At 64.8% G+C, this 23173-nt stretch carries 21 protein-coding genes and 1 tRNA gene; 19 read left to right on the forward strand and 3 right to left on the reverse strand.

Going from position 1 to position 23173, the window contains the following annotated elements:
* Window positions 1-74 precede the first annotated feature (74 nt).
* The 4 genes from ilvC to VL15_RS25700 all read left to right on the forward strand — a co-directional run bounded on the left by ilvC (window position 75) and on the right by VL15_RS25700 (window position 4614).
* On the forward strand, window positions 75-1091 hold the full coding sequence (ilvC, locus tag VL15_RS25685; protein ID WP_048249341.1) for a ketol-acid reductoisomerase: 1017 nt from the start codon (window positions 75-77) through the stop codon (window positions 1089-1091).
* 127 nt (window positions 1092-1218) lie between these two features.
* Window positions 1219-1863 carry a phosphatidylserine decarboxylase gene (locus VL15_RS25690; RefSeq protein ID WP_048249343.1) on the forward strand — a complete coding sequence of 215 codons (645 nt, stop codon included), beginning with the start codon at window positions 1219-1221 and terminating at the stop codon, window positions 1861-1863.
* Between the two features lie 15 nt (window positions 1864-1878).
* Window positions 1879-2751, forward strand: coding sequence for a CDP-diacylglycerol--serine O-phosphatidyltransferase (pssA, locus tag VL15_RS25695; protein WP_048249345.1), 873 nt, complete (start codon window positions 1879-1881; stop codon window positions 2749-2751).
* Between the two features lie 318 nt (window positions 2752-3069).
* The gene (locus VL15_RS25700) at window positions 3070-4614 is read left to right on the forward strand and encodes a 2-isopropylmalate synthase (protein WP_048249346.1); all 1545 of its coding nucleotides are present in this window, start codon (window positions 3070-3072) and stop codon (window positions 4612-4614) included.
* 74 nt (window positions 4615-4688) lie between these two features.
* Here VL15_RS25700 and VL15_RS25705 read toward each other — a convergent pair whose 3' ends face one another.
* The 3 genes from VL15_RS25705 to VL15_RS25715 form a co-directional block, all read right to left on the reverse strand.
* Window positions 4689-6239 carry a SulP family inorganic anion transporter gene (locus tag VL15_RS25705; RefSeq protein ID WP_048249347.1) on the reverse strand — a complete coding sequence of 517 codons (1551 nt, stop codon included), beginning with the start codon at window positions 6237-6239 and terminating at the stop codon, window positions 4689-4691.
* A gap of 39 nt (window positions 6240-6278) precedes the next feature.
* Window positions 6279-6920, reverse strand: a complete 642-nt coding sequence (locus VL15_RS25710; RefSeq protein WP_048249348.1) for a carbonic anhydrase — start codon at window positions 6918-6920, stop codon at window positions 6279-6281.
* Window positions 6921-7302: 382 nt separating this feature from the next.
* Window positions 7303-7815 (reverse strand): hypothetical protein, encoded by a 513-nt coding sequence (locus VL15_RS25715; protein ID WP_048249349.1) that lies wholly within the window; start codon window positions 7813-7815, stop codon window positions 7303-7305.
* A gap of 169 nt (window positions 7816-7984) precedes the next feature.
* Between VL15_RS25715 and VL15_RS25720 the strand changes: the two genes are divergently transcribed.
* From VL15_RS25720 to nuoH, 15 genes are all read left to right on the forward strand, one after another.
* Window positions 7985-9244, forward strand: a complete 1260-nt coding sequence (locus tag VL15_RS25720; protein WP_048249350.1) for a branched-chain amino acid ABC transporter substrate-binding protein — start codon at window positions 7985-7987, stop codon at window positions 9242-9244.
* Window positions 9245-9351: 107 nt separating this feature from the next.
* Window positions 9352-9621 (forward strand): 30S ribosomal protein S15, encoded by a 270-nt coding sequence (rpsO, locus tag VL15_RS25725; protein WP_043188860.1) that lies wholly within the window; start codon window positions 9352-9354, stop codon window positions 9619-9621.
* A 290-nt stretch (window positions 9622-9911) separates the two neighbouring features.
* Window positions 9912-12059 (forward strand): polyribonucleotide nucleotidyltransferase, encoded by a 2148-nt coding sequence (pnp, locus tag VL15_RS25730; protein WP_048249352.1) that lies wholly within the window; start codon window positions 9912-9914, stop codon window positions 12057-12059.
* Window positions 12060-12207: 148 nt separating this feature from the next.
* On the forward strand, window positions 12208-13227 hold the full coding sequence (locus tag VL15_RS25735) for an NAD(P)H-quinone oxidoreductase (protein WP_048249353.1): 1020 nt from the start codon (window positions 12208-12210) through the stop codon (window positions 13225-13227).
* A 140-nt stretch (window positions 13228-13367) separates the two neighbouring features.
* Window positions 13368-14123 carry a triose-phosphate isomerase gene (tpiA, locus tag VL15_RS25740; protein WP_048249355.1) on the forward strand — a complete coding sequence of 252 codons (756 nt, stop codon included), beginning with the start codon at window positions 13368-13370 and terminating at the stop codon, window positions 14121-14123.
* Window positions 14124-14195: 72 nt separating this feature from the next.
* Window positions 14196-14573 carry a preprotein translocase subunit SecG gene (secG, locus tag VL15_RS25745; protein ID WP_048249357.1) on the forward strand — a complete coding sequence of 126 codons (378 nt, stop codon included), beginning with the start codon at window positions 14196-14198 and terminating at the stop codon, window positions 14571-14573.
* Window positions 14574-14684: 111 nt separating this feature from the next.
* Window positions 14685-14769 (forward strand) — tRNA-Leu (locus tag VL15_RS25750).
* Window positions 14770-14923: 154 nt separating this feature from the next.
* A complete protein-coding gene (locus VL15_RS25755) occupies window positions 14924-15283 on the forward strand; it encodes an NADH-quinone oxidoreductase subunit A (protein ID WP_006398798.1) in 360 nt (119 codons plus the stop codon).
* A gap of 62 nt (window positions 15284-15345) precedes the next feature.
* Window positions 15346-15825 carry a NuoB/complex I 20 kDa subunit family protein gene (locus VL15_RS25760; RefSeq protein WP_006398799.1) on the forward strand — a complete coding sequence of 160 codons (480 nt, stop codon included), beginning with the start codon at window positions 15346-15348 and terminating at the stop codon, window positions 15823-15825.
* 21 nt (window positions 15826-15846) lie between these two features.
* The gene (locus VL15_RS25765) at window positions 15847-16449 is read left to right on the forward strand and encodes an NADH-quinone oxidoreductase subunit C (protein ID WP_006478264.1); all 603 of its coding nucleotides are present in this window, start codon (window positions 15847-15849) and stop codon (window positions 16447-16449) included.
* A gap of 9 nt (window positions 16450-16458) precedes the next feature.
* Window positions 16459-17712 (forward strand): NADH-quinone oxidoreductase subunit D, encoded by a 1254-nt coding sequence (locus VL15_RS25770; protein ID WP_048249358.1) that lies wholly within the window; start codon window positions 16459-16461, stop codon window positions 17710-17712.
* Window positions 17713-17884: 172 nt separating this feature from the next.
* Window positions 17885-18370, forward strand: coding sequence for an NADH-quinone oxidoreductase subunit NuoE (gene nuoE / locus VL15_RS25775; RefSeq protein ID WP_006750460.1), 486 nt, complete (start codon window positions 17885-17887; stop codon window positions 18368-18370).
* Complete coding sequence (nuoF, locus tag VL15_RS25780) at window positions 18367-19683, forward strand: NADH-quinone oxidoreductase subunit NuoF (protein WP_048249360.1); 1317 nt, start codon at window positions 18367-18369, stop codon at window positions 19681-19683. The genes nuoE and nuoF overlap by 4 nt, the downstream gene beginning before the upstream one ends.
* An 85-nt stretch (window positions 19684-19768) precedes the next feature.
* Entirely contained in the window at window positions 19769-22099 is a 2331-nt protein-coding gene (nuoG, locus tag VL15_RS25785) for an NADH-quinone oxidoreductase subunit NuoG (RefSeq protein WP_048249362.1), read from the forward strand.
* Complete coding sequence (gene nuoH / locus VL15_RS25790; RefSeq protein WP_048249363.1) at window positions 22100-23167, forward strand: NADH-quinone oxidoreductase subunit NuoH; 1068 nt, start codon at window positions 22100-22102, stop codon at window positions 23165-23167.
* Window positions 23168-23173: the final 6 nt, after the last annotated feature.

Genomic DNA, 23173 nt, shown 5'->3' on the forward strand with positions numbered 1-23173 from the left:
CGCCGTCATGTCCCGGCCCGCAGTACTCCATCTGAACGAATTATTGAATTTTTTGAATTAGCGAAGGAACCATCATGAACGTTTTCTACGACAAAGACGCTGACCTCTCCCTCATCAAGGGCAAGCAAGTCACGATCATCGGCTACGGCTCGCAAGGCCATGCACACGCGCTGAACCTGAAGGAAAGCGGCGTGAACGTGACGGTCGGCCTGCGCAAGGGCGGCGCGTCGTGGAGCAAGGCCGAGAACGCCGGCCTGTCGGTCAAGGAAGTCGCGGAAGCCGTGAAGGGCGCGGACGTCGTGATGATGCTGCTGCCGGACGAGCAGATCGCCGACGTGTACGCGAAGGAAGTGCACGCGAACATCAAGCAGGGCGCGGCGCTGGCATTCGCGCACGGCTTCAACGTCCACTACGGCCAGGTGATCCCGCGCGCCGACCTCGACGTGATCATGATCGCGCCGAAGGCACCGGGCCACACCGTGCGCGGCACGTACTCGCAAGGTGGCGGCGTGCCGCACCTGATCGCGGTTGCACAGAACAAGTCGGGTGCGGCACGCGACATCGCGCTGTCGTACGCGGCAGCGAACGGCGGCGGCCGTGCGGGCATCATCGAGACGAACTTCCGTGAAGAAACCGAAACCGACCTGTTCGGCGAGCAGGCCGTGCTGTGCGGCGGTACCGTCGAGCTGATCAAGGCTGGCTTCGAAACGCTGGTCGAAGCGGGCTACGCGCCGGAAATGGCGTACTTCGAGTGCCTGCACGAACTGAAGCTGATCGTCGACCTGATCTACGAAGGCGGCATCGCGAACATGAACTACTCGATCTCGAACAACGCCGAGTACGGCGAGTACGTGACGGGCCCGCGTGTCGTCACGGAAGAGACGAAGAAGGCGATGAAGCAGTGCCTGACCGACATCCAGACGGGCGAGTACGCGAAGAGCTTCATTCTCGAGAACAAGGCAGGCGCTCCGACGCTGCAATCGCGCCGCCGCCTGACGGCCGAGCACGAGATCGAGCAGGTCGGCGCGAAGCTGCGCGCGATGATGCCGTGGATCGCGAAGAACAAGCTCGTCGACCAGTCGAAGAACTAAGCACCGCGTGCTGTTCCGGCCCTTCGAGTGGAGGGTCGGCATCAAAAAGCCGTCCGAAGGCAGCAGTGCCCCGGGCGGCTTTTGTTATGCTACGGGCTTTGCAATTCACCGAACACAGAACGAATCCATGAACTATCCTCATCCGATCATCGCGCGCGAAGGCTGGCCGTTCATCGCGATTGCTGCCGTCATCGCGCTGTTGATCCACGCCGTCGGGGGCTTCGGCTTCGCGTGGCCGTTCTGGCTGCTGCTCGCTTTCGTCGTCCAGTTCTTCCGCGATCCGCAGCGCCCGATCCCGGCGCAGCCGAACGCGGTGCTGTGCCCGGCGGACGGCCGCATCGTCGCGGTCGAGACCACGCAGGATCCGTATGCGAACCGCGAAGCGCTGAAGATCAGCGTGTTCATGAATGTCTTCAACGTCCATTCGCAGCGTTCGCCGGTCGATGGCGCGATCACCAAGGTCGAATACTTCCCGGGCGCGTTCCTGAACGCGGCGATCGACAAGGCGTCGACCGAGAACGAGCGCAATGCGGTCGTGATCCAGACGGCGAGCGGCAAGACCGTCACCGCCGTGCAGATCGCCGGCCTCGTCGCACGCCGGATTCTCTGCTACGTACGCGCCGGCGAGCCGCTGTCGCGCGGTCAGCGCTACGGTTTCATCCGCTTCGGTTCGCGCGTCGACGTGTACCTGCCGATCGGCAGCCGCGCGAAGGTGTCGATCGGCGAGAAGGTCTACGCGTCGTCGACGATCCTCGCCGAGCTCGAACAGTAAGCGGCGGGGCGCACGATGGCCGCATTCAAACCGCGCCGGCCGCGCAACGGCTCCAGCCAGACGCCACGTCCGTTTCGCCGCAACAAGGGGATGGCACCCGATCCGGTGCCCATCGAGAGCCGCCGCGCGTCGCGCCAGCGCTTCCTGAAGACGCGCGGCATCTACCTGCTGCCGAACGCGTTCACGACCGCCGCGCTGTTCTGTGGCTTCTTCGCGGTCGTGCAGGCGATGAACGTGCGCTTCGAGATCGCCGCGATCGCGATTTTCGTCGCGATGGTGCTCGACGGAATGGACGGGCGCGTCGCGCGCATGACGCATACGCAAAGCGCGTTCGGCGAGCAGTTCGACAGCCTGTCCGACATGGTGTCGTTCGGCGTCGCGCCCGCGCTCGTGATGTACGAGTGGGTGCTGAAGGATCTCGGCCGCTGGGGCTGGCTCGCCGCGTTCGTCTACTGCTCGGGCGCCGCGCTGCGTCTCGCGCGCTTCAATACCAACATCGGGGTCGTCGACAAGCGCTTCTTCCAGGGGCTGCCGAGCCCGGCCGCCGCCGCGCTGATCGCGGGCTTCGTGTGGCTCGCGACCGACAACCGCGTGCCGATGAAGCTCGGCTGGCTGCCGTGGGTCGCGTTCGTGCTGACGATCTACGCGGGCGTGACGATGGTGTCGAACGCGCCGTTCTACAGCGGCAAGGCGCTCGACGTACGGCATCGCGTGCCGTTCGCGGCGATCCTGCTCGTCGTCGTCGCGTTCGTGCTCGTGTCGTCCGATCCGCCGCTGATGCTGTTCTGCCTGTTCGTGCTGTACGGGCTGTCCGGCTACGTGTTCTGGGCCTATATGGCCATCCGCGGGCGGGCGAACCCGGCGCGCTCGTCGCAGCGCGATCACTGACCCGATACGCGATTTGACCGGAAACGGCGGCCTCAGGGCCGCCGTTTCCATTTGCCCCTTTTTGAATGGGGCGGCCCGGAGTGCCCGGGTGCCGTCCGATTGCGCGTCCAACGGAATGCCGCTATAGTCTTCGGCATGACTGCATTTCCCCGCCTCTCCCTCCTTCTAGCCGGTGCGCCGCTACGCGCGCTAGCGTTGGCGCGCCTGCCGCGCTGACCGTTCTCGCCCTCCGTCAAGCTTCGTCTGTTGTTGAGCGTCGCCAGCGGTGGCGCGATCTCATTACGTTTGACTTCCGTATAAAGAGCCCTGGAGCCCCCCATGACAGACAAGCTGATCATTTTCGATACGACGTTGCGTGACGGCGAACAATCGCCCGGCGCGTCGATGACGAAGGAAGAGAAAATCCGCATCGCGAAGCATCTCGAGCGGATGAAGGTCGACGTGATCGAAGCCGGCTTCGCGGCCAGCTCGAACGGCGACTTCGACGCGATTCACACGATCGCCGGTCTCGTGAAGGACAGCACGATCTGTTCGCTGGCCCGCGCCAACGACAAGGACATCCAGCGCGCGGCCGACGCGCTGAAGCCGGCCAACAGCTTCCGGATCCATACGTTCATCGCGACGTCGCCGCTGCACATGGAAAAGAAGCTGCGGATGACGCCCGACCAGGTGTTCGAGCAGGCGCGCCTCGCGGTGCGCTTCGCGCGCAAGTTCACCGACAACGTCGAATTCTCGCCGGAAGACGGCAGCCGCTCCGATCTGGATTTCCTCTGCCGCGTGCTGGAAGCCGTGATCGCCGAAGGCGCGACGACGATCAACATCGCCGACACCGTCGGTTATGGCGTGCCGGAGCTTTACGGCAACCTCGTGAAGACGCTGCGCGAACGCATTCCGAACTCGGACAAGGCGATTTTCTCGGTGCACTGCCATAACGATCTCGGGATGGCCGTCGCGAACTCGCTCGCCGGCGTGAAGATCGGCGGCGCGCGTCAGATCGAATGCACGATCAACGGTCTCGGCGAGCGCGCGGGCAACACGTCGCTGGAAGAAATCGTGATGGCCGTGAAGACGCGCAAGGACTACTTCGGCCTCGACGTCGGCATCGACACGACGCAGATCGTGCCGACGTCGAAGCTCGTGTCGCAGATCACCGGTTTCGTCGTGCAGCCGAACAAGGCCGTGGTCGGCGCGAACGCGTTCGCGCACGCATCGGGCATCCACCAGGACGGCGTGCTGAAGGCGCGCGACACCTACGAGATCATGCGCGCGGAAGACGTGGGCTGGACCGCGAACAAGATCGTGCTCGGCAAGCTGTCGGGCCGTAACGCGTTCAAGCAGCGCCTGCAGGAGCTCGGCGTGTCGCTCGACAGCGAAGCGGAACTGAACGCCGCGTTCATGCGCTTCAAGGATCTGGCCGACCGCAAGTCCGAGATCTTCGACGAGGACATCATCGCGATCGTGTCCGAGGAATCGGCGCTCGCGCACGAGCAGGAACACTTCAAGTTCGTGTCGCTGTCGCAGCGTTCGGAAACGGGCGAGCAGCCGCAGGCGAAGATCGTGTTCGCGGTCGAAGGCAAGGAAGTGACCGGCGAGGCACGCGGCAACGGGCCGGTCGATGCGACGTTCAACGCGATCGAGGGCGAAGTCGGTAGCGGTTCCGAGCTGCTGCTGTACTCGGTGAACGCGATCACGACCGGTACGCAGGCGCAGGGTGAAGTGACCGTCCGGCTGTCGAGGAGCGGGCGGATCGTCAATGGCGTCGGCACCGATCCGGACATCGTCGCTGCATCTGCGAAGGCGTACATCTCCGCGCTGAACAAGCTGCATTCGAAGGACGACAAGGTCAACCCGCAGCGCTCATAAGCGCCGCGCGCTGCGCATCGCCGAAACGCCCCGTGGCGGCCCAGTGCCGCCCGGGGCGTTTTTTCATGCGCCGCTCATTCCGCGGCCGGCGCGCGGAACATCCAGCGGCGTCCGGCCGGGCGGGGCGCCGGGCTGCGTCGGCGGAACTCGACCGTGATCCCTCGCCGCGGCGCATCGGCGACGAACGCGTCGAGCAGTTCGAGCACGTCGTGATCGATGTAGTCGGCGCGTGTCGCGTCGATGATCACCGCCGCCCGGTCCGGAATGTGTCGCAGATGATGCTTGACCTGCACCTTGCCGAGAAACGATACGTCCTTGCGGAACGACAGCAGGAAGTGGTCGTCGTGCTGCGCGAGCGTGACAGGGCTTTTCAGGTTCGCGACGGCGACCGCCAGCACGCTGCAGGCGAGGCCGAACGCGATGCCGAACAGCAGGTCGACCGCGAGCACGCCGGCGATCGTCGCGGCGAACGGCACGAACGCGGCCGGCCCCTGCTTCATCACCGAGCGGAACAGCGCCGGTTTCGCGAGCTTGAAGCCGGTGTGGATCAGGATCGCGGCAAGGCTCGCGAGCGGGATCAGGTTGATCAGGCCGGTGAGCGCGAACACGCTCGCGAGCAGGAGCATCCCGTGGACGATTGCCGACATCCGGCTTTGCGCGCCCGCGTTGACGTTCACCGAGCTGCGCACGATCACCGACGTGATCGGCAGGCCGCCGAACGCACCTGCGACGAGATTGCCGACGCCCTGTGCCTTCAGTTCGCGGTCGGGCTGGGTCGGCCGGCGCTTCGGGTCGATCTGTTCGACCGCTTCGAGACTCAGCAGCGTTTCGAGGCTGGCAACGACCGCGAGCGTGATCGCGACGCGCCACACGTCCGGATTGACGAGCTGCGCGAAGTTCGGGCCGAGCTCCGCGTGCTTGAGCGATGCCGCGAACGCCGCGAACGATCCAAGCTCGGGCAGCGTCACGCGATGGGCCGCGCCCGGCGCGACCGACGGCGCGACGATGCTCAGCACGAGCGTGGCGCCGATGCCCAGGACGACGACCGCGAGCGGCGCGGGCACCGAGCGCACCAGCGCGAAGCGGCGCAGCAGCGGCGTGTCCCACGCGATCAGCAGCGCGAGCGAGGCGAGCGCGATGGCCGTGGCCGCCCACGCGACCGGCAGGCCCGGCCAGGAAGCAAACGATTGCGCGGCCGAGCCGCCGATGCCGAACGCAAACGGAATCTGCTTCACGATCAGCAGCAGGCCGATCGCGGCGAGCATGCCCTTGATGACGGGCGACGGCACATAGGCGGCGAAGCGGCCGGCACGCAGCATGCCGAACCCGAACTGCAGCACGCCGGACAGCAGCACCGCGAGCAGGAATGCGGAGAAGCTGCCGAGTTGCGCGATCCCTTCGACGACGATCACGACGAGCCCGGCGGCCGGTCCGCTGACGGAGAGCGACGAGCCGCTCAGCAGCGCGACGACGATGCCGCCGACGATGCCGGACACGAGCCCGGCGAACGGCTCGACGCCGGATGCGTTGGCGATGCCGAGGCACAGTGGCAGCGCAACGAGAAAAACGACGATGCCGGCGACGATGTCGCGCGGCAGGGTGGACAGGCGCTCGTTCAGTTTCATGGTTGGGGTGATTTCATTGGCGTAGGGGGCGGGTGCGAATCAGCCGAGCGCGGTGGCCGTCGCGGCCGTCACGGATTCGACCTCGGCAGACGGCGTCGCGTAGCCGGAATCGAGCTCCAGCAGGCGGCCGTCGGCGAGCGAAAAGATCCAGCCGTGCACGAGCGGCGGCCGTTCCCGGCCCCGCACGATCGGCGAGGCGCGCAGCAGCCGCACCTGTTCGAGCACATTCAGTTCGGCGAGGCGGTCGGCGGCGACCGTGTCGTCGAGCCCGTCGAGCGTGCCGCGATGGCGCCGCGCGAGCGCGCAGAGCGGCGCGATGCGGCGCGCGACGTGCGGCAGGTCGGACGGCGGCGGCAGCAGCGACGCGCGCACGCCGCCGCACCCGTAGTGCCCGCACACGATCACGTGGTCGACCTGAAGCACACGCACCGCGTACTCGAGCACGCTGGCGGAATTGTCGTCGTCGGGATGGAACAGGTTCGCGATGTTGCGATGGACGAACAGCTCGCCGGGTGCGCAATGCGTGATGGTTTCGGCCGGCACGCGGCTGTCCGAGCAGCCGATCCACAGCACGCGCGGATTCTGGCCGCGCGCGAGCGCGTCGAAAAAGCCGGGCGTGTGTTCGCGCGTCTCGCGGGCCCACGCGATGTTGGCGACCAGCATGCTCTTGGGGCGATTCATAAGGACTCCTTTTTGATACAGGCAAATGAATATCGGGCGAATTGGCTCAATATGTTGCTTTCTAAATTGAAAGGTTGAATTTCGACTGATATTAGGGGTATGCCCTAGCGTTCCGGGTGTCCTGAAACAAATTGTTTCAAATTGGCTGGACGTAGTGCATCGCCTGCACCAACCCAACGCATGACATGCATGGCGCATGCCTGTTTCCACGCGAAGGCCCGCATGACGGGGATTTCAGCGGATTGCCATCGGAATGTCATCGATCGGAAAAGATTTCCGTCGTACTTTCTGAATTAATTAGATGGCGGAAAAAAGGAAATGGCCATTCACGCAATAATTCGTGAATGGCCATTGTGAAAATTGCGCGTCAATGCGTAATCGATCAGAACATGTTGCGGCGATCGGGATCGTGCAGCGGGTCCGGCGTTTTCTGCGTGATGCGCAGAATGCCCTGCGGATCGAAATAGAAGCTGTACATCATGTACCAGACGTTGTCCTCGAGATACCGGTACGTCCACACCTCACGCTTCATCAGCGGGAAGTAGGATGTCTCGACGGGGCGTCCGAAATTGACGAGGACATCGGTCTTCGTCCACTTGCCGATCTCCGCGCGATAGAACTCGCTCGGTTGCAGCACCTGGCGCACGTTGACGATCTTGTGAGCGGCGTCGACGTCGGCCGCGACAGTGACCTCGCCCATCGGCTGGGTCGGCCACATCAGGCGCTTGCCGCCGCCGGGCAGGTCGTAGATCTCGCGCGGCGGGCCCATGCGCGCGACGATCGCCGACTCGTCCTGGCCGGCCTGGTATTGCTGCCACGGTTGCGCGCAACCGGCCAGCAGCGCGGCGGCGCAGGCCAACAGCACCGGCAGGCGCGCGGAAATGCGAATGTCCATGGGGATTCTCCAGAACACGGAAACACATCCCGTTTTATCACGGACGGCACGTGACGGCGCATCGCGCGAAAAAAATCGGTGCGGATCGCCGGCGCTGCCATGCTTGCGGGCGGCAGGGGCGCGGGCCTATGATCCGCGCTTCTCGGGCAGATTGAAGGGCAGGTAGCCGATGCAGGGATGGAAGCGGTATGCGCTCGCGGTGAGCGCGGGCTGGATGCTGGCGTCGTCCGCGTTTGCCGCGGGCGAGCCGGTGCGGATCGCGCTGATCGAAGGGATGTCGGGCCCGTTCGCGAACGCGGGCGCGGCGGTCGAGCGCAACCTGCGCTTCGGCGTCGAGCAGGTCAACGCGGCGGGCGGCGTGAAGCTGCGCGACGGCGCGCATCCGCTCGAGCTGGTCGTGCTCGACAGCAAGGGCAGCCCGGAGGAGGCGCTCGTGCAGTTGCGCGCGGCCGCGGACCGCCATATCGGTTTCGTTGCGCAGGGCAACAGCTCGGCCGTCGCGGCCGCGCTCGTCGCGGCGCTCGACAAGCTGAACGCGCGAGATCCGGACAACCGGATGCTGTTCCTCAACTATTCGGCCGACGATCCGGCGCTGACCGGCGCGCGCTGCAGTTTCTGGCATTTCCGTTTCGACGCGCATGCAGGGATGCGGATGGCCGCGCTCGCGGACGTGATGGCGAGCGACCGTGCGCTGCGCAAGGTCTATCTGCTGAACCAGGACTACAGCTTCGGCCACGACGTGAGCACGCTCGCGCGGCAGGCGCTCGCCGCGCGGCGCCCCGACGTGACGATCGCCGGCGACGAATTCCACCCGATCGGCCGGATCAAGGATTTCTCGCCGTACGTCGCGAAGATCCGCGCGAGCGGCGCCGATGCCGTCGTGACCGGCAACTGGGGCAACGACCTCACGCTGCTCGTGAAGGCGGCGCGCGAGCAGGGGCTGAATGCGAAGTTCTATACGTTCTACGGCAACAGCCTCGGCGCACCGGCGGCACTCGGCGACGCCGGGGTCGGGCGAGTCGTGGCCGTGGCGGACTGGCACCCGAACGCGGGCGGCGCGAAATCCGACGCGTTCTACCGCGCGTTCCGGACCCGTTTCCCGGCCGCGCAGGACGACTATCCGGTGCGGCGCATGAGCCTGATGATCGAGATGCTGGCCGCCGCGATGACCCGCGCGGGTTCGGCCGACCCCGTCGCGGTCGCGCGTGCGCTCGAGGGCCTGTCGTTCGACGACGGTTTCCACGCGTCGCGGATGCGCGCGCAGGATCATCAACTGATCCAGCCCCTTTACGTGATGCAGATGGACAAGGTCGGCACGCCGGGCGTGCGCTTCGACAACGAGGGTTCCGGGTACGGCTTCCGGACGGTGCTCGCGGTGCCGGCGCAACGCACGGAGATGCCGTCGACCTGCTCGATGACGCGCCCGTGACAGGGGGCGGTAAGAAAGGCGTGGAGTTGTGCTACAATGCCCGCCGGTTGTAAGTCACGGCACGGCCATTCTTCCGTGTCCGCCTGTTCAGTTAGAAAGGAAATCAAATGTCTGTTGCAGATATCAAGAAGTCGGAAGTCGTTGCTCAGTTCGCCCGCGCTACCAACGACACGGGTTCGCCCGAAGTCCAGGTCGCACTGCTGACCGCACGTATCGTCGAACTGACGGGTCACTTCAAGACCCACGCGAAGGATCACCACAGCCGCCGCGGCCTGCTGCGCATGGTTAGCCGCCGCCGCAAGCTGCTCGACTACCTCAAGGGCAAGGATGCCGACCGTTACCGCGCGCTGATCGAGAAGCTGGGTCTGCGTAAGTAATCGAGGCGATTGCCGCCAGCAAGATGCCTGTGTCAGTCCGCTGATACAGGCATTTTGTTTTTGCGCGGTGCGTAGCGTCACGCGCACCGCAGGCTGTCCGGCCATTCGTGCCGGGCTGCCGGGACGGCCGATACCGGAGTCGGGATTTGTGTCATTCCAGCGCGCCGTTGCATGAGCGCCGCGCTGGAATGGCATAAGAAACACACCTTGCTCCGGGTGATTCGGTCGCGACGCCGCCGCACGGCAGGGCCGATGCGGTGAATGATAGAAATGCATTCAAAGGAGCAACCATGTCCATGTTCAACAAGGTCGTGAAGGAATTCCAGTGGGGCCAGCACAAGGTGCGCCTCGAAACCGGTGAAGTCGCTCGCCAGGCGAGCGGTGCGGTGATCGTCGACGTCGAAGACACCGTCGTGCTGGCAACCGTCGTCGGCGCGAAGTCGGCGAAGCCGGGTCAGGACTTCTTCCCGCTGACCGTCGACTATCTCGAGAAGACCTACTCGGCCGGCAAGATCCCGGGCGGCTTCTTCCGCCGCGAAGGCCGTCCGTCGGAGCACGAGACGCTGACGTCGCGCCTGATCGACCGTCCGCTGCGCCCGCTGTTCCCGGAAGGCTTCTACAACGAAGTCCAGGTCGTGATCCACGTGCTGTCCGTGAACCCGGAAGTCCCGGCGGACATCCCCGCGCTGATCGGCGCATCGGCCGCGCTCGCCGTGTCGGGCCTGCCGTTCAACGGCCCGGTCGGTGCCGCGCGCGTCGCGTACATCGACAACGCCTACGTGCTGAACCCGACGCGTGACCAGATCAAGGCATCGAGCCTCGATCTCGTCGTCGCAGGGACGGAGCGCGCGGTGCTGATGGTCGAATCGGAAGCCGATCAACTGTCGGAAGACGTGATGCTGGGCGCCGTGGTGTTCGGCCACGAGCAGATGCAAGTGGCGATCGACGCGATCCACGAACTGGTGCGCGAAGGCGGCAAGCCCGAGTGGGACTGGCAGCCGGCGCCGAAGAACGAAGCGCTGATCGCGCGCGTGACCGAGCTGGCGCAGAACGACCTGCTCGCCGCTTACCAGCTCCGCGACAAGCAAGCCCGTTCGACGAAGCTGAAGGAAGTCTACTCGGCGACGTCGGCGAAGCTCGAGGAAGACGCGCAGGCGGCCGGTACGGCAGCGGCCGACAAGGCCACCGTCGGCAACGTGCTGTTCGACATCGAGGCCAAGATCGTCCGTTCGCAGATCCTGAACGGCGAGCCGCGCATCGACGGCCGCGACACGCGCACCGTGCGCCCGATCGAGATCCGCACCGGCGTGCTGCCGCGTACCCACGGCTCGGCGCTGTTCACGCGCGGCGAGACGCAGGCGCTGGTCGTCGCGACGCTCGGCACGAAGGGTGACGAGCAGATCATCGACGCGCTCGAAGGCGAATACCGCGAGCGCTTCATGCTCCACTACAACATGCCCCCGTTCGCGACCGGCGAAACGGGCCGCGTCGGCTCGCCGAAGCGTCGCGAAATCGGCCACGGCCGCCTCGCGAAGCGCGCGCTGGTCAAGTGCCTGCCGAGCGCCGACGAATTCGGCTACTCGATCCGCGTCGTGTCGGAAATCACCGAATCGAACGGTTCGTCGTCGATGGCATCGGTGTGCGGCGGCTGCCTCGCGCTGATGGACGCTGGCGTGCCGATGAAGGCGCACGTCGCGGGTATCGCGATGGGCCTGATCCTCGAAGGCAACAAGTTCGCGGTGCTGACCGACATCCTCGGCGACGAAGATCACCTCGGCGACATGGACTTCAAGGTGGCCGGCACGGAACAAGGCGTGACGGCGCTGCAGATGGACATCAAGATCCAGGGCATCACGAAGGAAATCATGCAGGTCGCGCTCGCGCAGGCGAAGGAAGGCCGCATGCACATCCTTGGCAAGATGACGTCGGCGGTCTCGGGTGCGAACACGCAGCTGTCGGAATTCGCGCCGCGCATGATCACGATCAAGATCAACCCGGAAAAGATCCGCGACGTGATCGGCAAGGGCGGTTCGGTGATCCGCGCGCTGACGGAAGAAACGGGCACGACCATCGACATTTCGGACGACGGCGTCGTGACGATCGCGAGCACGAACAGCGACGGCATGGCCGAAGCGAAGAAGCGCATCGAGAACATCACGGCCGAGATCGAAGTCGGCCAGGTGTACGAAGGCACGGTGCTGAAGCTGCTCGATTTCGGCGCGATCGTGAACCTGCTGCCGGGCAAGGACGGCCTGCTGCACATCTCGGAAATCGTCAACGAGCGTGTGAAGGACATCAACGACTACCTGAAGGAAGGTCAGCAGGTCAAGGTCAAGGTGATCCAGACGGACGAAAAGGGTCGCGTGCGTCTGTCGGCAAAGGCGCTGCTGAATGAAGCAGCGGCGGCGTCGCAGTCGGATACGCCGCCGCAGCAGTAAGCGGGCAGGCGGACCAACGGCCGGCAGTGCGAAAGCGCGCCGGCCGTTTTTTCTGTAGCATCGTTGTGCGGCGCAGCAGCGCCGGCGAGGCGCCCGTGCCGCGCGCACGGGCGTGCCATCCGATTCCGATCCTGGAGCGACCATCACCATGAAAGCCATCGAAATCACCGAATTCGGCGCCCCCGACGTGCTGAAGCTTGCGGAGCGTCCGCGCCCCGAACCGAAGCGCGGCGAGGTGCTGATCAAGGTGGCGGCTTCCGGCGTGAATCGGCCTGACGTCTTTCAGCGCAAGGGGGCATATGCACCGCCGCCGGGCGCGTCGGATCTGCCGGGCCTCGAGGTCGCGGGCGAAATCGTCGGCGGCGACTTGTCCGATGCCGCGCTGAATCCGTTCGGCCTGAAGCTTGGCGATCGCGTGTGCGCGCTGCTCGCGGGCGGTGGTTATGCCGAATATGCGGTCGCGCCGCTGCTGCAGTGCCTGCCGGTGCCCGGCGGGCTGACCGACATCGAGGCCGCGTCGCTGCCCGAAACGTTTTTCACCGTGTGGAGCAACGTGTTCGACCGTGCGCAGCTCGGCGCGGGCGAGGGTGGCGAGCATGAGACGCTGCTCGTGCAGGGCGGCTCGAGCGGCATCGGCGTCACGGCGATCCAGATCGCGCATGCGCTCGGTTTTCGCGTGTTCGCGACGGCCGGCACTGCCGACAAGTGCCGTGCGTGCGAGGCGCTCGGCGCCGAACGCGCGATCAACTACAAGACCGAAGACTTCGTCGAGGTCGTGAAGTCGCTGACGCATGATCGCGGCGTCGACGTGATCCTGGACATGGTGGCGGGCTCGTACGTGCCGCGCGAGCTGTCCGCGCTCGCGGACGGCGGCCGTCTCGTGCTGATCGCGCTGCTCGGCGGTGCGAAGGCCGACGTCAACCTGAGCGAGATCCTGCGTCGCCGGCTGACGGTGACGGGTTCGACGCTGCGGCCGCGTCCGGTCGAGTTCAAGGCGCGCATCGCCGCGCAGCTGCAGGCGCGCGTGTGGCCGCTGATCGCCGACGGCCGCATCAAGCCGGTGATCTACCGTGTGCTGCCGGCAGCGGAAGCCGCGCAGGCGCATGCGCTGATGGAAAGCAGCGAGCACACCGGCAAGATCGTGCTCGATTGGGGTACGAACGCCTGACGCCCGTGCGGCCGGGCTTGACATGCGCGGTTTGACCGGTTCAAGCCGTGCGCAGTAAAATCGCCGGTTTGCTTCGCCAGATCAAACCTGACCGCCGGTTTCCGGCGCGTTAATGACACAGCGGTGACGAGACAGACACGATGTCGAAACAGAGAACAAAGCGGGTGATCGGCAACTGGAAGATGCACGGCCGGCTGGCCGGCAACCAGGCGTTGCTGAACGAAGTGGTGCGGGGCGCGGACGCCGTGGCGGCCGAAACGTCGGTCGGCGTGTGCGTGCCGTTCCCGTATCTCGCGCAGGTTCAGGCGCAGCTTGGCGGCGGTCGTGTCGCATTCGGCGCGCAGGACGTGTCCGCGCACGAGCAGGGCGCGTTCACCGGCGAAGTGGCGGCCGCGATGGTCGCCGAGTTCGGCGCACGCTATGCGATCGTCGGCCACTCGGAGCGTCGCGCGTATCACGGCGAAAGCAGCGAGACGGTCGCGGCGAAGACGCAGCGCGCGCTCGCGGCCGGCCTCACGCCCGTCGTGTGCGTCGGCGAGACGCTCGACGAGCGCGAGTCGGGCGCGACCGAGCAGGTCGTCGGTGCGCAGCTCGACGCGGTGCTGGCCGTGCTGACGGCTGACGAGGCGGTGCGCATCGTCGTCGCGTACGAGCCGGTCTGGGCGATCGGCACGGGCAAGAGCGCGACGTCGGCGCAGGCGCAGGACGTGCACGCGTTCCTGCGTGAGCGTCTCGCGGCGAAGGGTGCGGCGGACGTGTCCGTGCTGTACGGCGGCAGCGTGAAGCCGGACAACGCGGAAGAGCTGTTCGCGCAGCCGGACATCGACGGCGGCCTGATCGGCGGCGCGTCGCTGAAGGCGGAAGATTTCCTGGCGATCTGCCGGGCCGCGCATTGAGCGGTCCGAGATCGAATTGAACCATGACGGCGGCCGGTCGATCCGGTCGCCCGATCCAATCGGGTGGGTGTGATGCTGTTATTCAAGACGCTGATTATTGTGGTGCAGGTACTGTCTGCACTGGGTGTGATTGGTCTCGTGCTGCTGCAGCACGGCAAGGGTGCCGACATGGGTGCCGCGTTCGGCAGCGGCGCGTCGGGCAGCCTGTTCGGTGCGACGGGCTCGGCGAACTTCCTGTCGCGCACGACGGGTATCCTCGCGACGATCTTTTTTATCGCGACGCTCGCGCTGACGTACCTCGGTTCGTACAAGTCGACGCCGTCGGCAGGCGTGCTGGGCGCGGCGGCGACCGCTCCGGCACCGGTGTCCGCCGCATCGGCACCGGCTGTCGCGGCGTCCGCTGCCGCGGGTTCGGCTGCAAGCGCGCCAGGCCAGGACGTCCCGAAATAAAAAGTCAAAAATTTTGCGGTTGTGCGTTGAACAATTCTGGAACTCGGGTTAGAATTTAATTCTTGAAGCGATTCGCGGGAAACGAGCAGCATAACCCGAGTTGCATGCAGTGCCGACGTGGTGAAATTGGTAGACACGCTATCTTGAGGGGGTAGTGGCGAAAGCTGTGCGAGTTCGAGTCTCGCCGTCGGCACCAAAGTTACTCAATGCCAGCCGCTTCTAGTGGCTGGCATTTTTCATTTCTGGGGTGTGCTTGCGGTTGTCTTGCGATCGCATGCACTCCGAAATGATTCCTTCCTCCGGATGGTGGTATTCTCCGGACGCTCAGAACTAACCGATAGAGGATTGCCTTGAACCTCGCAGCCTATTACCCCGTCTTGTTGTTCCTCCTCGTGGGCACTGGTTTAGGTATAGCGCTGGTCAGCATCGGCAAGCTCCTTGGTCCCAACAAGCCGGACGTCGAGAAGAACGCACCGTACGAGTGCGGCTTCGAAGCCTTTGAAGACGCCCGGATGAAATTCGACGTTCGGTATTACCTCGTCGCCATCCTGTTCATCATCTTCGATCTCGAAACCGCATTCCTGTTCCCGTGGGGCGTCGCGCTCCGGGACATCGGCTGGCCGGGTTTCATCGCAATGATGATTTTTCTGCTCGAATTCCTGCTGGGCTTTGCCTATATCTGGAAGAAAGGCGGGCTCGATTGGGAGTGATGGGTTAATCGCCGGTTTGCATGAGCGGCCACGCTCGGTCGCTCGTCTGGAGTGGAAAGCAAATGAGTATCGAAGGGGTCTTGAAGGAAGGGTTTGTCACCACGACGGCTGACAAGCTGATCAACTGGACGCGTACCGGCTCGCTGTGGCCGATGACGTTCGGGCTCGCGTGTTGCGCCGTCGAGATGATGCATGCGGGCGCGGCCCGTTACGATCTGGACCGGTTCGGCGTCGTGTTTCGTCCGAGCCCGCGTCAATCGGACGTGATGATCGTTGCCGGCACGCTCTGCAACAAGATGGCACCCGCACTGCGCCGCGTGTACGACCAGATGGCCGAGCCGCGCTGGGTGATCTCGATGGGGTCGTGCGCGAATGGCGGCGGCTACTACCACTACTCGTATTCGGTGGTCCGCGGCTGCGACCGGATCGTGCCGGTCGACGTCTACGTGCCGGGCTGTCCGCCCACGGCCGAGGCGCTGGTCTACGGCGTGATCCAGCTTCAGGCGAAGATCCGCCGCACCAATACCATCGCCCGTCAATAAAGCCCCGAGCGTCCCCTCAATATGGCAAGCAAAATCGAGACTCTCAAGGCAAACCTCGAAGCCGCGCTCGGCGCGCGCGTGGTGAGCCTTACCGAAGCGATCGGTGAACTGACGCTCGTCGTGAAGGCGAGCGATTACCTCGAAGTCGCAAAGACGCTTCGCGACGATCCGAAGCTCCGTTTCGAGCAGCTGATCGACCTCTGCGGCGTCGACTACCAGACCTTCGGCGACGGCGCCTACGACGGCCCGCGCTTCGCGGCCGTGTCGCACCTGCTGTCGGTCACGAACAACTGGCGCCTGCGCCTGCGTGCATTCGCGCCGGACGACGACCTGCCGATCGTGGCATCGCTGGTCGACATCTGGACCTCCGCGAACTGGTACGAGCGCGAAGCGTTCGACCTGTACGGCATCGTGTTCGAAGGCCACCCCGACCTGCGCCGCATCCTCACCGACTACGGCTTCATCGGCCACCCGTTCCGCAAGGACTTCCCGGTGTCGGGTTACGTCGAAATGCGTTACGACCCGGAAGAGAAGCGGGTCGTGTACCAGCCGGTGACGATCGAGCCGCGCGAAATCACGCCGCGCGTGATCCGCGAGGATCGCTATGGCGGTCTGAAACATTAAGGGGGCGTCATGGCAGAAATCAAGAACTACACGCTCAACTTCGGCCCGCAGCACCCGGCAGCGCACGGCGTGCTGCGCCTGGTGCTCGAGCTCGACGGCGAAGTCATCCAGCGCGCCGATCCGCACATCGGCCTGCTGCACCGCGCGACCGAAAAGCTCGCGGAATCCAAGACCTTCATCCAGTCCGTGCCGTACATGGACCGTCTCGACTACGTGTCGATGATGGTCAACGAGCACGGTTATGTGCTCGCGATCGAAAAGCTGCTCGGCATCGAAGTGCCGGAGCGCGCGCAGTACATCCGCGTTCTGTTCGACGAGATCACGCGCGTGCTGAACCACCTGATGTGGATCGGCGCACACGCACTCGACGTCGGCGCGATGGCCGTGTTCCTGTACGCTTTCCGCGAACGCGAAGACCTGATGGACGTGTATGAAGCGGTGTCCGGCGCCCGGATGCACGCGGCGTACTACCGTCCGGGCGGCGTCTACCGCGATCTGCCTGACGCAATGCCGCAATACAAGGCGTCGAAGATTCGCAACGAGAAGGCGCTCGCGAAGATGAACGAATCGCGCAGCGGCTCGGTGCTCGACTTCATCGACGATTTCTTCACGCGCTTCCCGAAGTGCGTCGACGAATACGAAACGCTGCTGACCGACAACCGGATCTGGAAGCAGCGTCTGGTCGGGATCGGCGTGGTCAGCCCGGAACGCGCGCTGCAGATGGGCCTGACGGGCCCGATGCTGCGCGGCTCGGGCATCGCGTGGGATCTGCGCAAGAAGCAGCCGTACGAAGTGTACGATCGCATGGATTTCGACGTGCCGGTCGGCGTGAACGGCGATTGCTACGACCGCTATCTGGTCCGCGTCGAGGAAATGCGCCAGTCGATCCGCATCGCGAAACAGTGTATTGAGTGGCTCCGAAAGAATCCGGGCCCGGTGATGACGGACAATCACAAGGTTGCACCGCCGTCGCGCGTCGGCATGAAGACCAACATGGAAGACTTGATTCACCACTTCAAGCTCTTCACCGAAGGTTTCCATGTGCCGGAAGGCGAAGCGTACGCGGCGGTCGAGCATCCGAAGGGTGAGTTCGGCATCTACCTCGTGTCGGACGGTGCCAACAAGCCGTATCGCCTCAAGATTCGCGCACCGGGTTTCGCTCACCTGGCGTCGCTCGACGAAATGGCGCGCGGTCACATGATCGCCGACGCCGTCACGATCATCGGTACGCAGGACATCGTGTTCGGCGAGATCGATCGCTAATGGTTGCGCCGCTCGCACGAGCGGGCGGCGAGCAGTAAGTCACACGCGATGCGCGCTGAACCGGTGCGGCTTCGCAAGCTGTCAACAGAGTGAGCGCCAGGTCTGCCGTCCATGCACCCCAGTGTGCGGCAGGTTGTTCGTTCGGTAGGAATTGAAAGAGTCGTGTCTGAAAATGATCTCAGCTGAAGGCCTGAAGGAAATCGATCGAGCGTTGACGAAGTATCCCGCCGATCAGAAACAGTCCGCCGTGATGTCGGCGTTGGCCGTTGCTCAGGAAGAGCACGGCTGGCTGTCGCCCGAACTGATGCAGTTCGTTGCGGACTATCTCGGCATGCCGGCCGTTGCCGTGCAGGAAGTCGCGACGTTCTACACGATGTACGAGCTCAACCCGGTCGGCAAGCACAAGATCACGCTTTGCACGAACCTGCCGTGCCAGCTGGGTCCGGACGGCGGTGCGGAAGCGACTGCCGACTACCTGAAACAGAAGCTGGGCATCGGCTTCGGCGAGACCACGCCCGACGGCAAGTTCACGCTGAAGGAAGGCGAATGCATGGGCTCGTGCGGCGATGCGCCGGTGCTGCTGGTGAACAATCACAGAATGTGCAGCTTCATGAGCCGCGAGAAGATCGACCAGCTGCTTGAGGAGCTCTCGAAATGACGTCCCTCCACGACCGTCACATCAAACCGCTGATCCTCGCTGGTCTGAACGGCGAGAACTGGCATCTCGAAGACTACGTTGCGCGCGGCGGCTACAAGCAGCTGCGCCGCATTCTCGAAGAAAAGATCACGCCCGAGCAGGTGATCGCCGACGTGAAGGCGTCGGGCCTGCGTGGCCGTGGCGGTGCGGGCTTCCCGACCGGCCTGAAGTGGAGCTTCATGCCGCGCCAGTTCCCGGGGCAGAAGTACCTCGTCTGCAACTCGGACGAAGGCGAGCCGGGCACGTTCAAGGATCGCGACATCCTGCGCTGGAACCCGCACGCGCTGATCGAAGGCATGGCCATCGGCGCATACGCGATGGGCATCACCGTCGGCTACAACTACATCCACGGCGAAATCTTCGAAGTGTATCGACGCTTCGAGGCCGCGCTCGATGAAGCGCGCGCAGCCGGGTTCCTCGGCGACAACATCATGGGCTCGGAATTCTCGTTCCAGCTGCACGCGCACCATGGTTACGGCGCGTACATCTGCGGCGAGGAAACGGCGCTGCTCGAGTCGCTCGAAGGCAAGAAGGGCCAGCCGCGCTTCAAGCCGCCGTTCCCGGCGAGCTTCGGCGTGTACGGCAAGCCGACCACGATCAACAACACCGAGACGTTTGCCGCGGTGCCGTTCCTGCTGTCCATCGGGCCGCAGAATTACCTCGAGATCGGCAAGCCGAACAACGGCGGCACGAAGATTTTCTCGGTGTCGGGCGACGTCGAGCGTCCGGGCAACTACGAAGTGCCGCTCGGCACGCCGTTCGCGACGCTGATGGAGCTCGCCGGCGGGATGCGCGGCGGCAAGAAGATCAAGGCCGTGATTCCGGGCGGTTCGTCGGCACCGGTGATCCCGGGCGACATCATGATGCAGACCGATCTCGATTACGACGCGATCGCGAAGGCGGGCTCGATGCTCGGTTCCGGCGCGGTGATCGTGATGGACGAGACGCGCTGCATGGTGCGCTCGCTGCTGCGCCTGTCGTACTTCTACTACGAGGAATCGTGCGGCCAGTGCACGCCGTGCCGTGAAGGCACCGGCTGGCTGTATCGCGTCGTGAACCGTATCGAGCACGGCGAAGGCCGTCAGGAAGATCTGGACCTGCTGAACTCGGTTGCCGAGAACATCATGGGCCGCACGATCTGTGCGCTCGGCGATGCGGCGGCGATGCCGGTGCGCGGGATGCTCAAGCACTACTGGGACGAATTCGCGTACCACGTCGAGCACAAGCACTGCATGGTCGGCGGCCACGCGCCGCATGTGGCTGCGGCAGCCTGAAGCGAAACACCCGGTTGCGGAATTTGAGCGCACGGTCGGGCGAACGCGCGAACGAGCGGAAATAGGTTAAGGACCATTCACCATCATGGTTGAACTTGAAATAGACGGCAAGAAGGTCGAGGTGCCCGAAGGCAGCATGGTGATCCAGGCTGCGCACAAGGCGGATACGTACATTCCTCACTTCTGCTATCACAAGAAACTGTCGGTTGCGGCCAACTGCCGGATGTGTCTCGTCGAAGTCGAGAAGATGCCGAAGGCCGTGCCTGCCTGCGCGACCCCCGTGTCGGCCGGCATGATCGTCCACACGCAGTCCGACAAGGCTGTGAAGGCGCAGCAGTCGGTGATGGAATTCCTCCTCATCAATCACCCGCTCGATTGCCCGATCTGCGATCAGGGCGGCGAATGCCAGCTGCAGGATCTGGCGGTCGGCTACGGCAAGTCGTCGTCGCGCTACGCGGAAGAAAAGCGCGTGGTGTTCCACAAGAACGTGGGCCCGCTGATCTCGATGGAAGAAATGTCGCGCTGCATCCACTGCACGCGCTGCGTCCGCTTCGGCCAGGAAATCGCCGGCGTGATGGAGTTCGGCATGCTGGGCCGCGGCGAGCACTCGGAAATCACGACGTTCGTCGGCAAGACGGTCGACTCCGAAATGTCGGGCAACATGATCGACCTGTGCCCGGTCGGCGCGCTGACCAGCAAGCCGTTCCGCTACAGCGCCCGTACCTGGGAACTGTCGCGCCGCAAGTCGGTGAGCCCGCACGATTCCGTCGGCGCGAACCTCGTCGTGCAGGTGAAGAACAACCGCGTGATGCGCGTGCTGCCGTTCGAGAACGAAGCAATCAACGAATGCTGGATCTCGGACAAGGATCGCTTCTCGTATGAAGGCCTCAACAGCGAAGAGCGCCTGACGAAGCCGATGCTGAAGCAGGGCGGCCAGTGGATCGAGACCGACTGGCAGACCGCGCTCGAATACGTCGCGAAGGGCCTGAAGGGCATCGCCGCGGATCACGGCGCGAACGCGCTGGCGATGCTCGCGAGCGCGCATAGCACCGCTGAAGAGCTGTTCCTCGTGAAGCAACTCGCCAACGAACTGAAGACGCCGAACGTCGATTTCCGTCTGCGCCAGCAGGATTTCTCGGCGCCGGTCCAGGGCGCACCGTGGCTCGGCATGCCGATCGCCGACCTGTCGAACGTGGACGCCGCGTTCGTCATCGGTTCGTTCCTGCGTCGCGACCACCCGCTGTTTGCCGCCCGCCTGCGTCAGGCCGCGAAGAACGGCGCGAAGCTGCACTTCCTGCACGCGACCGGTGACGACGCACTGATCCCGACCGCGCAGCGCATCGTCGCCGCGCCGTCGGCATGGCTCGACGAACTGGCCGGCATCGCCGCGGCTGTCGCGCAGCTGCGCGGCGTCGCGCTGCCCGACACGCTCGCGGGCGTCGCGGCATCGCCGGCTGCACAGACGGTCGCTCAAGCGCTCGCGAACGGCGAACGCCGCGCGGTGCTGCTCGGCAACGTGGCGGTCCGCCATCCGGAATTCGCGAAGCTGCACGCTGTCGCCCAGTGGATCGCCGACAACACCGGCGCCACGTTCGGCTTCCTGACGGAAGCGGCGAACACGGTCGGTGCGCACGTCGTCGGTGCGCTGCCGGGCGACGGCGGGCTGAATGCACGCGAAGCGTTCGCGCAGCCGCGCAAGGGCTACGTGCTGCTGAACGTCGAACCGGAATTCGATACGGCCGATCCGACGCAGGCGCTTGCCGCGCTGAACCAGGCGGAAATGGTCGTCGTGATGTCGCCGTTCAAGCACGGCCTCGACTACGCCGACGTGCTGCTGCCGGTTGCGCCGTTCACGGAAACGGCCGGCACGTTCGTCAACGCGGAAGGCACCGTGCAGAGCTTCAACGGCGTCGTGCGCCCGCTCGGCGACACGCGTCCGGCCTGGAAGGTGCTGCGCGTGCTCGGCAGCCTGCTCGGCCTGCCGAACTTCGAATACGAGACGGCGGAAGAAGTGCGTCTCGCGGCGCTCGGCGACGCAGGTGTCGCTGGCCGTCTGTCGAACCAGACGTCGGTCGCGCCGGCGCGCGTTGCAGCGAATGCCGCGAACGGCGGCTTCGAGCGCCTCGCCGATGTGCCGATCTATCACGCCGACGCGCTCGTGCGCCGCGCAGGTGCACTGCACCTGACGGTCGCCGCGAAGGCAGCGAATGCCGCAGCCCTGCCGGCCGCGTTGTTCGACAAGCTGGGCCTGAAGGAAGGCGACGCCGTGCGCGTGCGCCAGGGCGAGCGTGCGGTGCAGTTGCCGGCCGTGCGCGACGCGAATCTTGCGGAGACGGTCGTTCGCGTGTCGGCGGCAACGCCTGCCGGCGCAGCGCTCGGCAGCCTGTCCGGTGAACTGGTGGTGGAGAAGGCGTAAATGAGCTTGTTCGATACGATCAACGCGGGCGGAACCCAGCTTCTCGGCTTCGCGTGGCCGACGGTGTGGGCCGTCGTGCGCATCCTCGTCGTCTCCGTCGTCATCCTGCTGTGCGTCGCGTACCTGATTCTGTGGGAACGCAAGCTGATCGGCTGGATGCACGTGCGTCTCGGTCCGAACCGCGTCGGCCCCGGCGGCTTGCTGCAGCCGATCGCCGACGTGCTGAAGCTGCTGCTGAAGGAAGTCATTCAGCCGAGCGCGGCCAGCCGGTGGCTGTACCTGATCGCGCCGGTCATGACCGTCGTGCCGGCGTTCGCGGTGTGGGCCGTGATCCCGTTCCAGGCCCAGGCCGTGCTCGCGAACATCAATGCGGGCCTGCTGTACGCGATGGCGATCTCGTCGATCGGCGTGTATGCGGTGATCCTCGCGGGCTGGGCGTCGAACTCGAAGTACGCGTTCCTCGGCGCGATGCGCGCCGCGGCGCAGATGGTCTCGTACGAAATCTCGATGGGCTTCGCGCTGGTGCTCGTGCTGATGACGGCCGGCAGCCTGAACATGTCGGAAATCGTCAACTCGCAGCAGCATGGCTTCTTCGCGGGCCACGGCGTGAACTTCCTGTCGTGGAACTGGCTGCCGCTCCTGCCGGCGTTCGTCGTCTACTTCATCTCGGGCATCGCCGAAACGAACCGTCACCCGTTCGACGTGGTGGAAGGGGAGTCGGAGATCGTCGCGGGTCACATGATCGATTACTCGGGCATGGCGTTCGCGCTGTTCTTCCTCGCCGAGTACATCAACATGATCGTGATCTCGGCGCTGGCTGCGACGCTGTTCCTCGGCGGCTGGGATGCACCGTTCGAGTTCCTGTCGTTCATTCCGGGCATCTTCTGGCTGGTGCTGAAGGTCTTCGCACTGCTGTCGGTGTTCATCTGGGTCCGTGCGACGTTCCCGCGTTACCGTTACGACCAGATCATGCGCCTGGGCTGGAAGGTGTTCCTGCCCGTCACGGTGATCTGGGTGATCGTGGTCGGCTTCTGGATGATGTCGCCGCTCAACATCTGGGTGAAGTAAAGATCG

Source organism: Burkholderia cepacia, from assembly GCF_001039005.1.
Lineage (GTDB): Bacteria > Pseudomonadota > Gammaproteobacteria > Burkholderiales > Burkholderiaceae > Burkholderia > Burkholderia theae.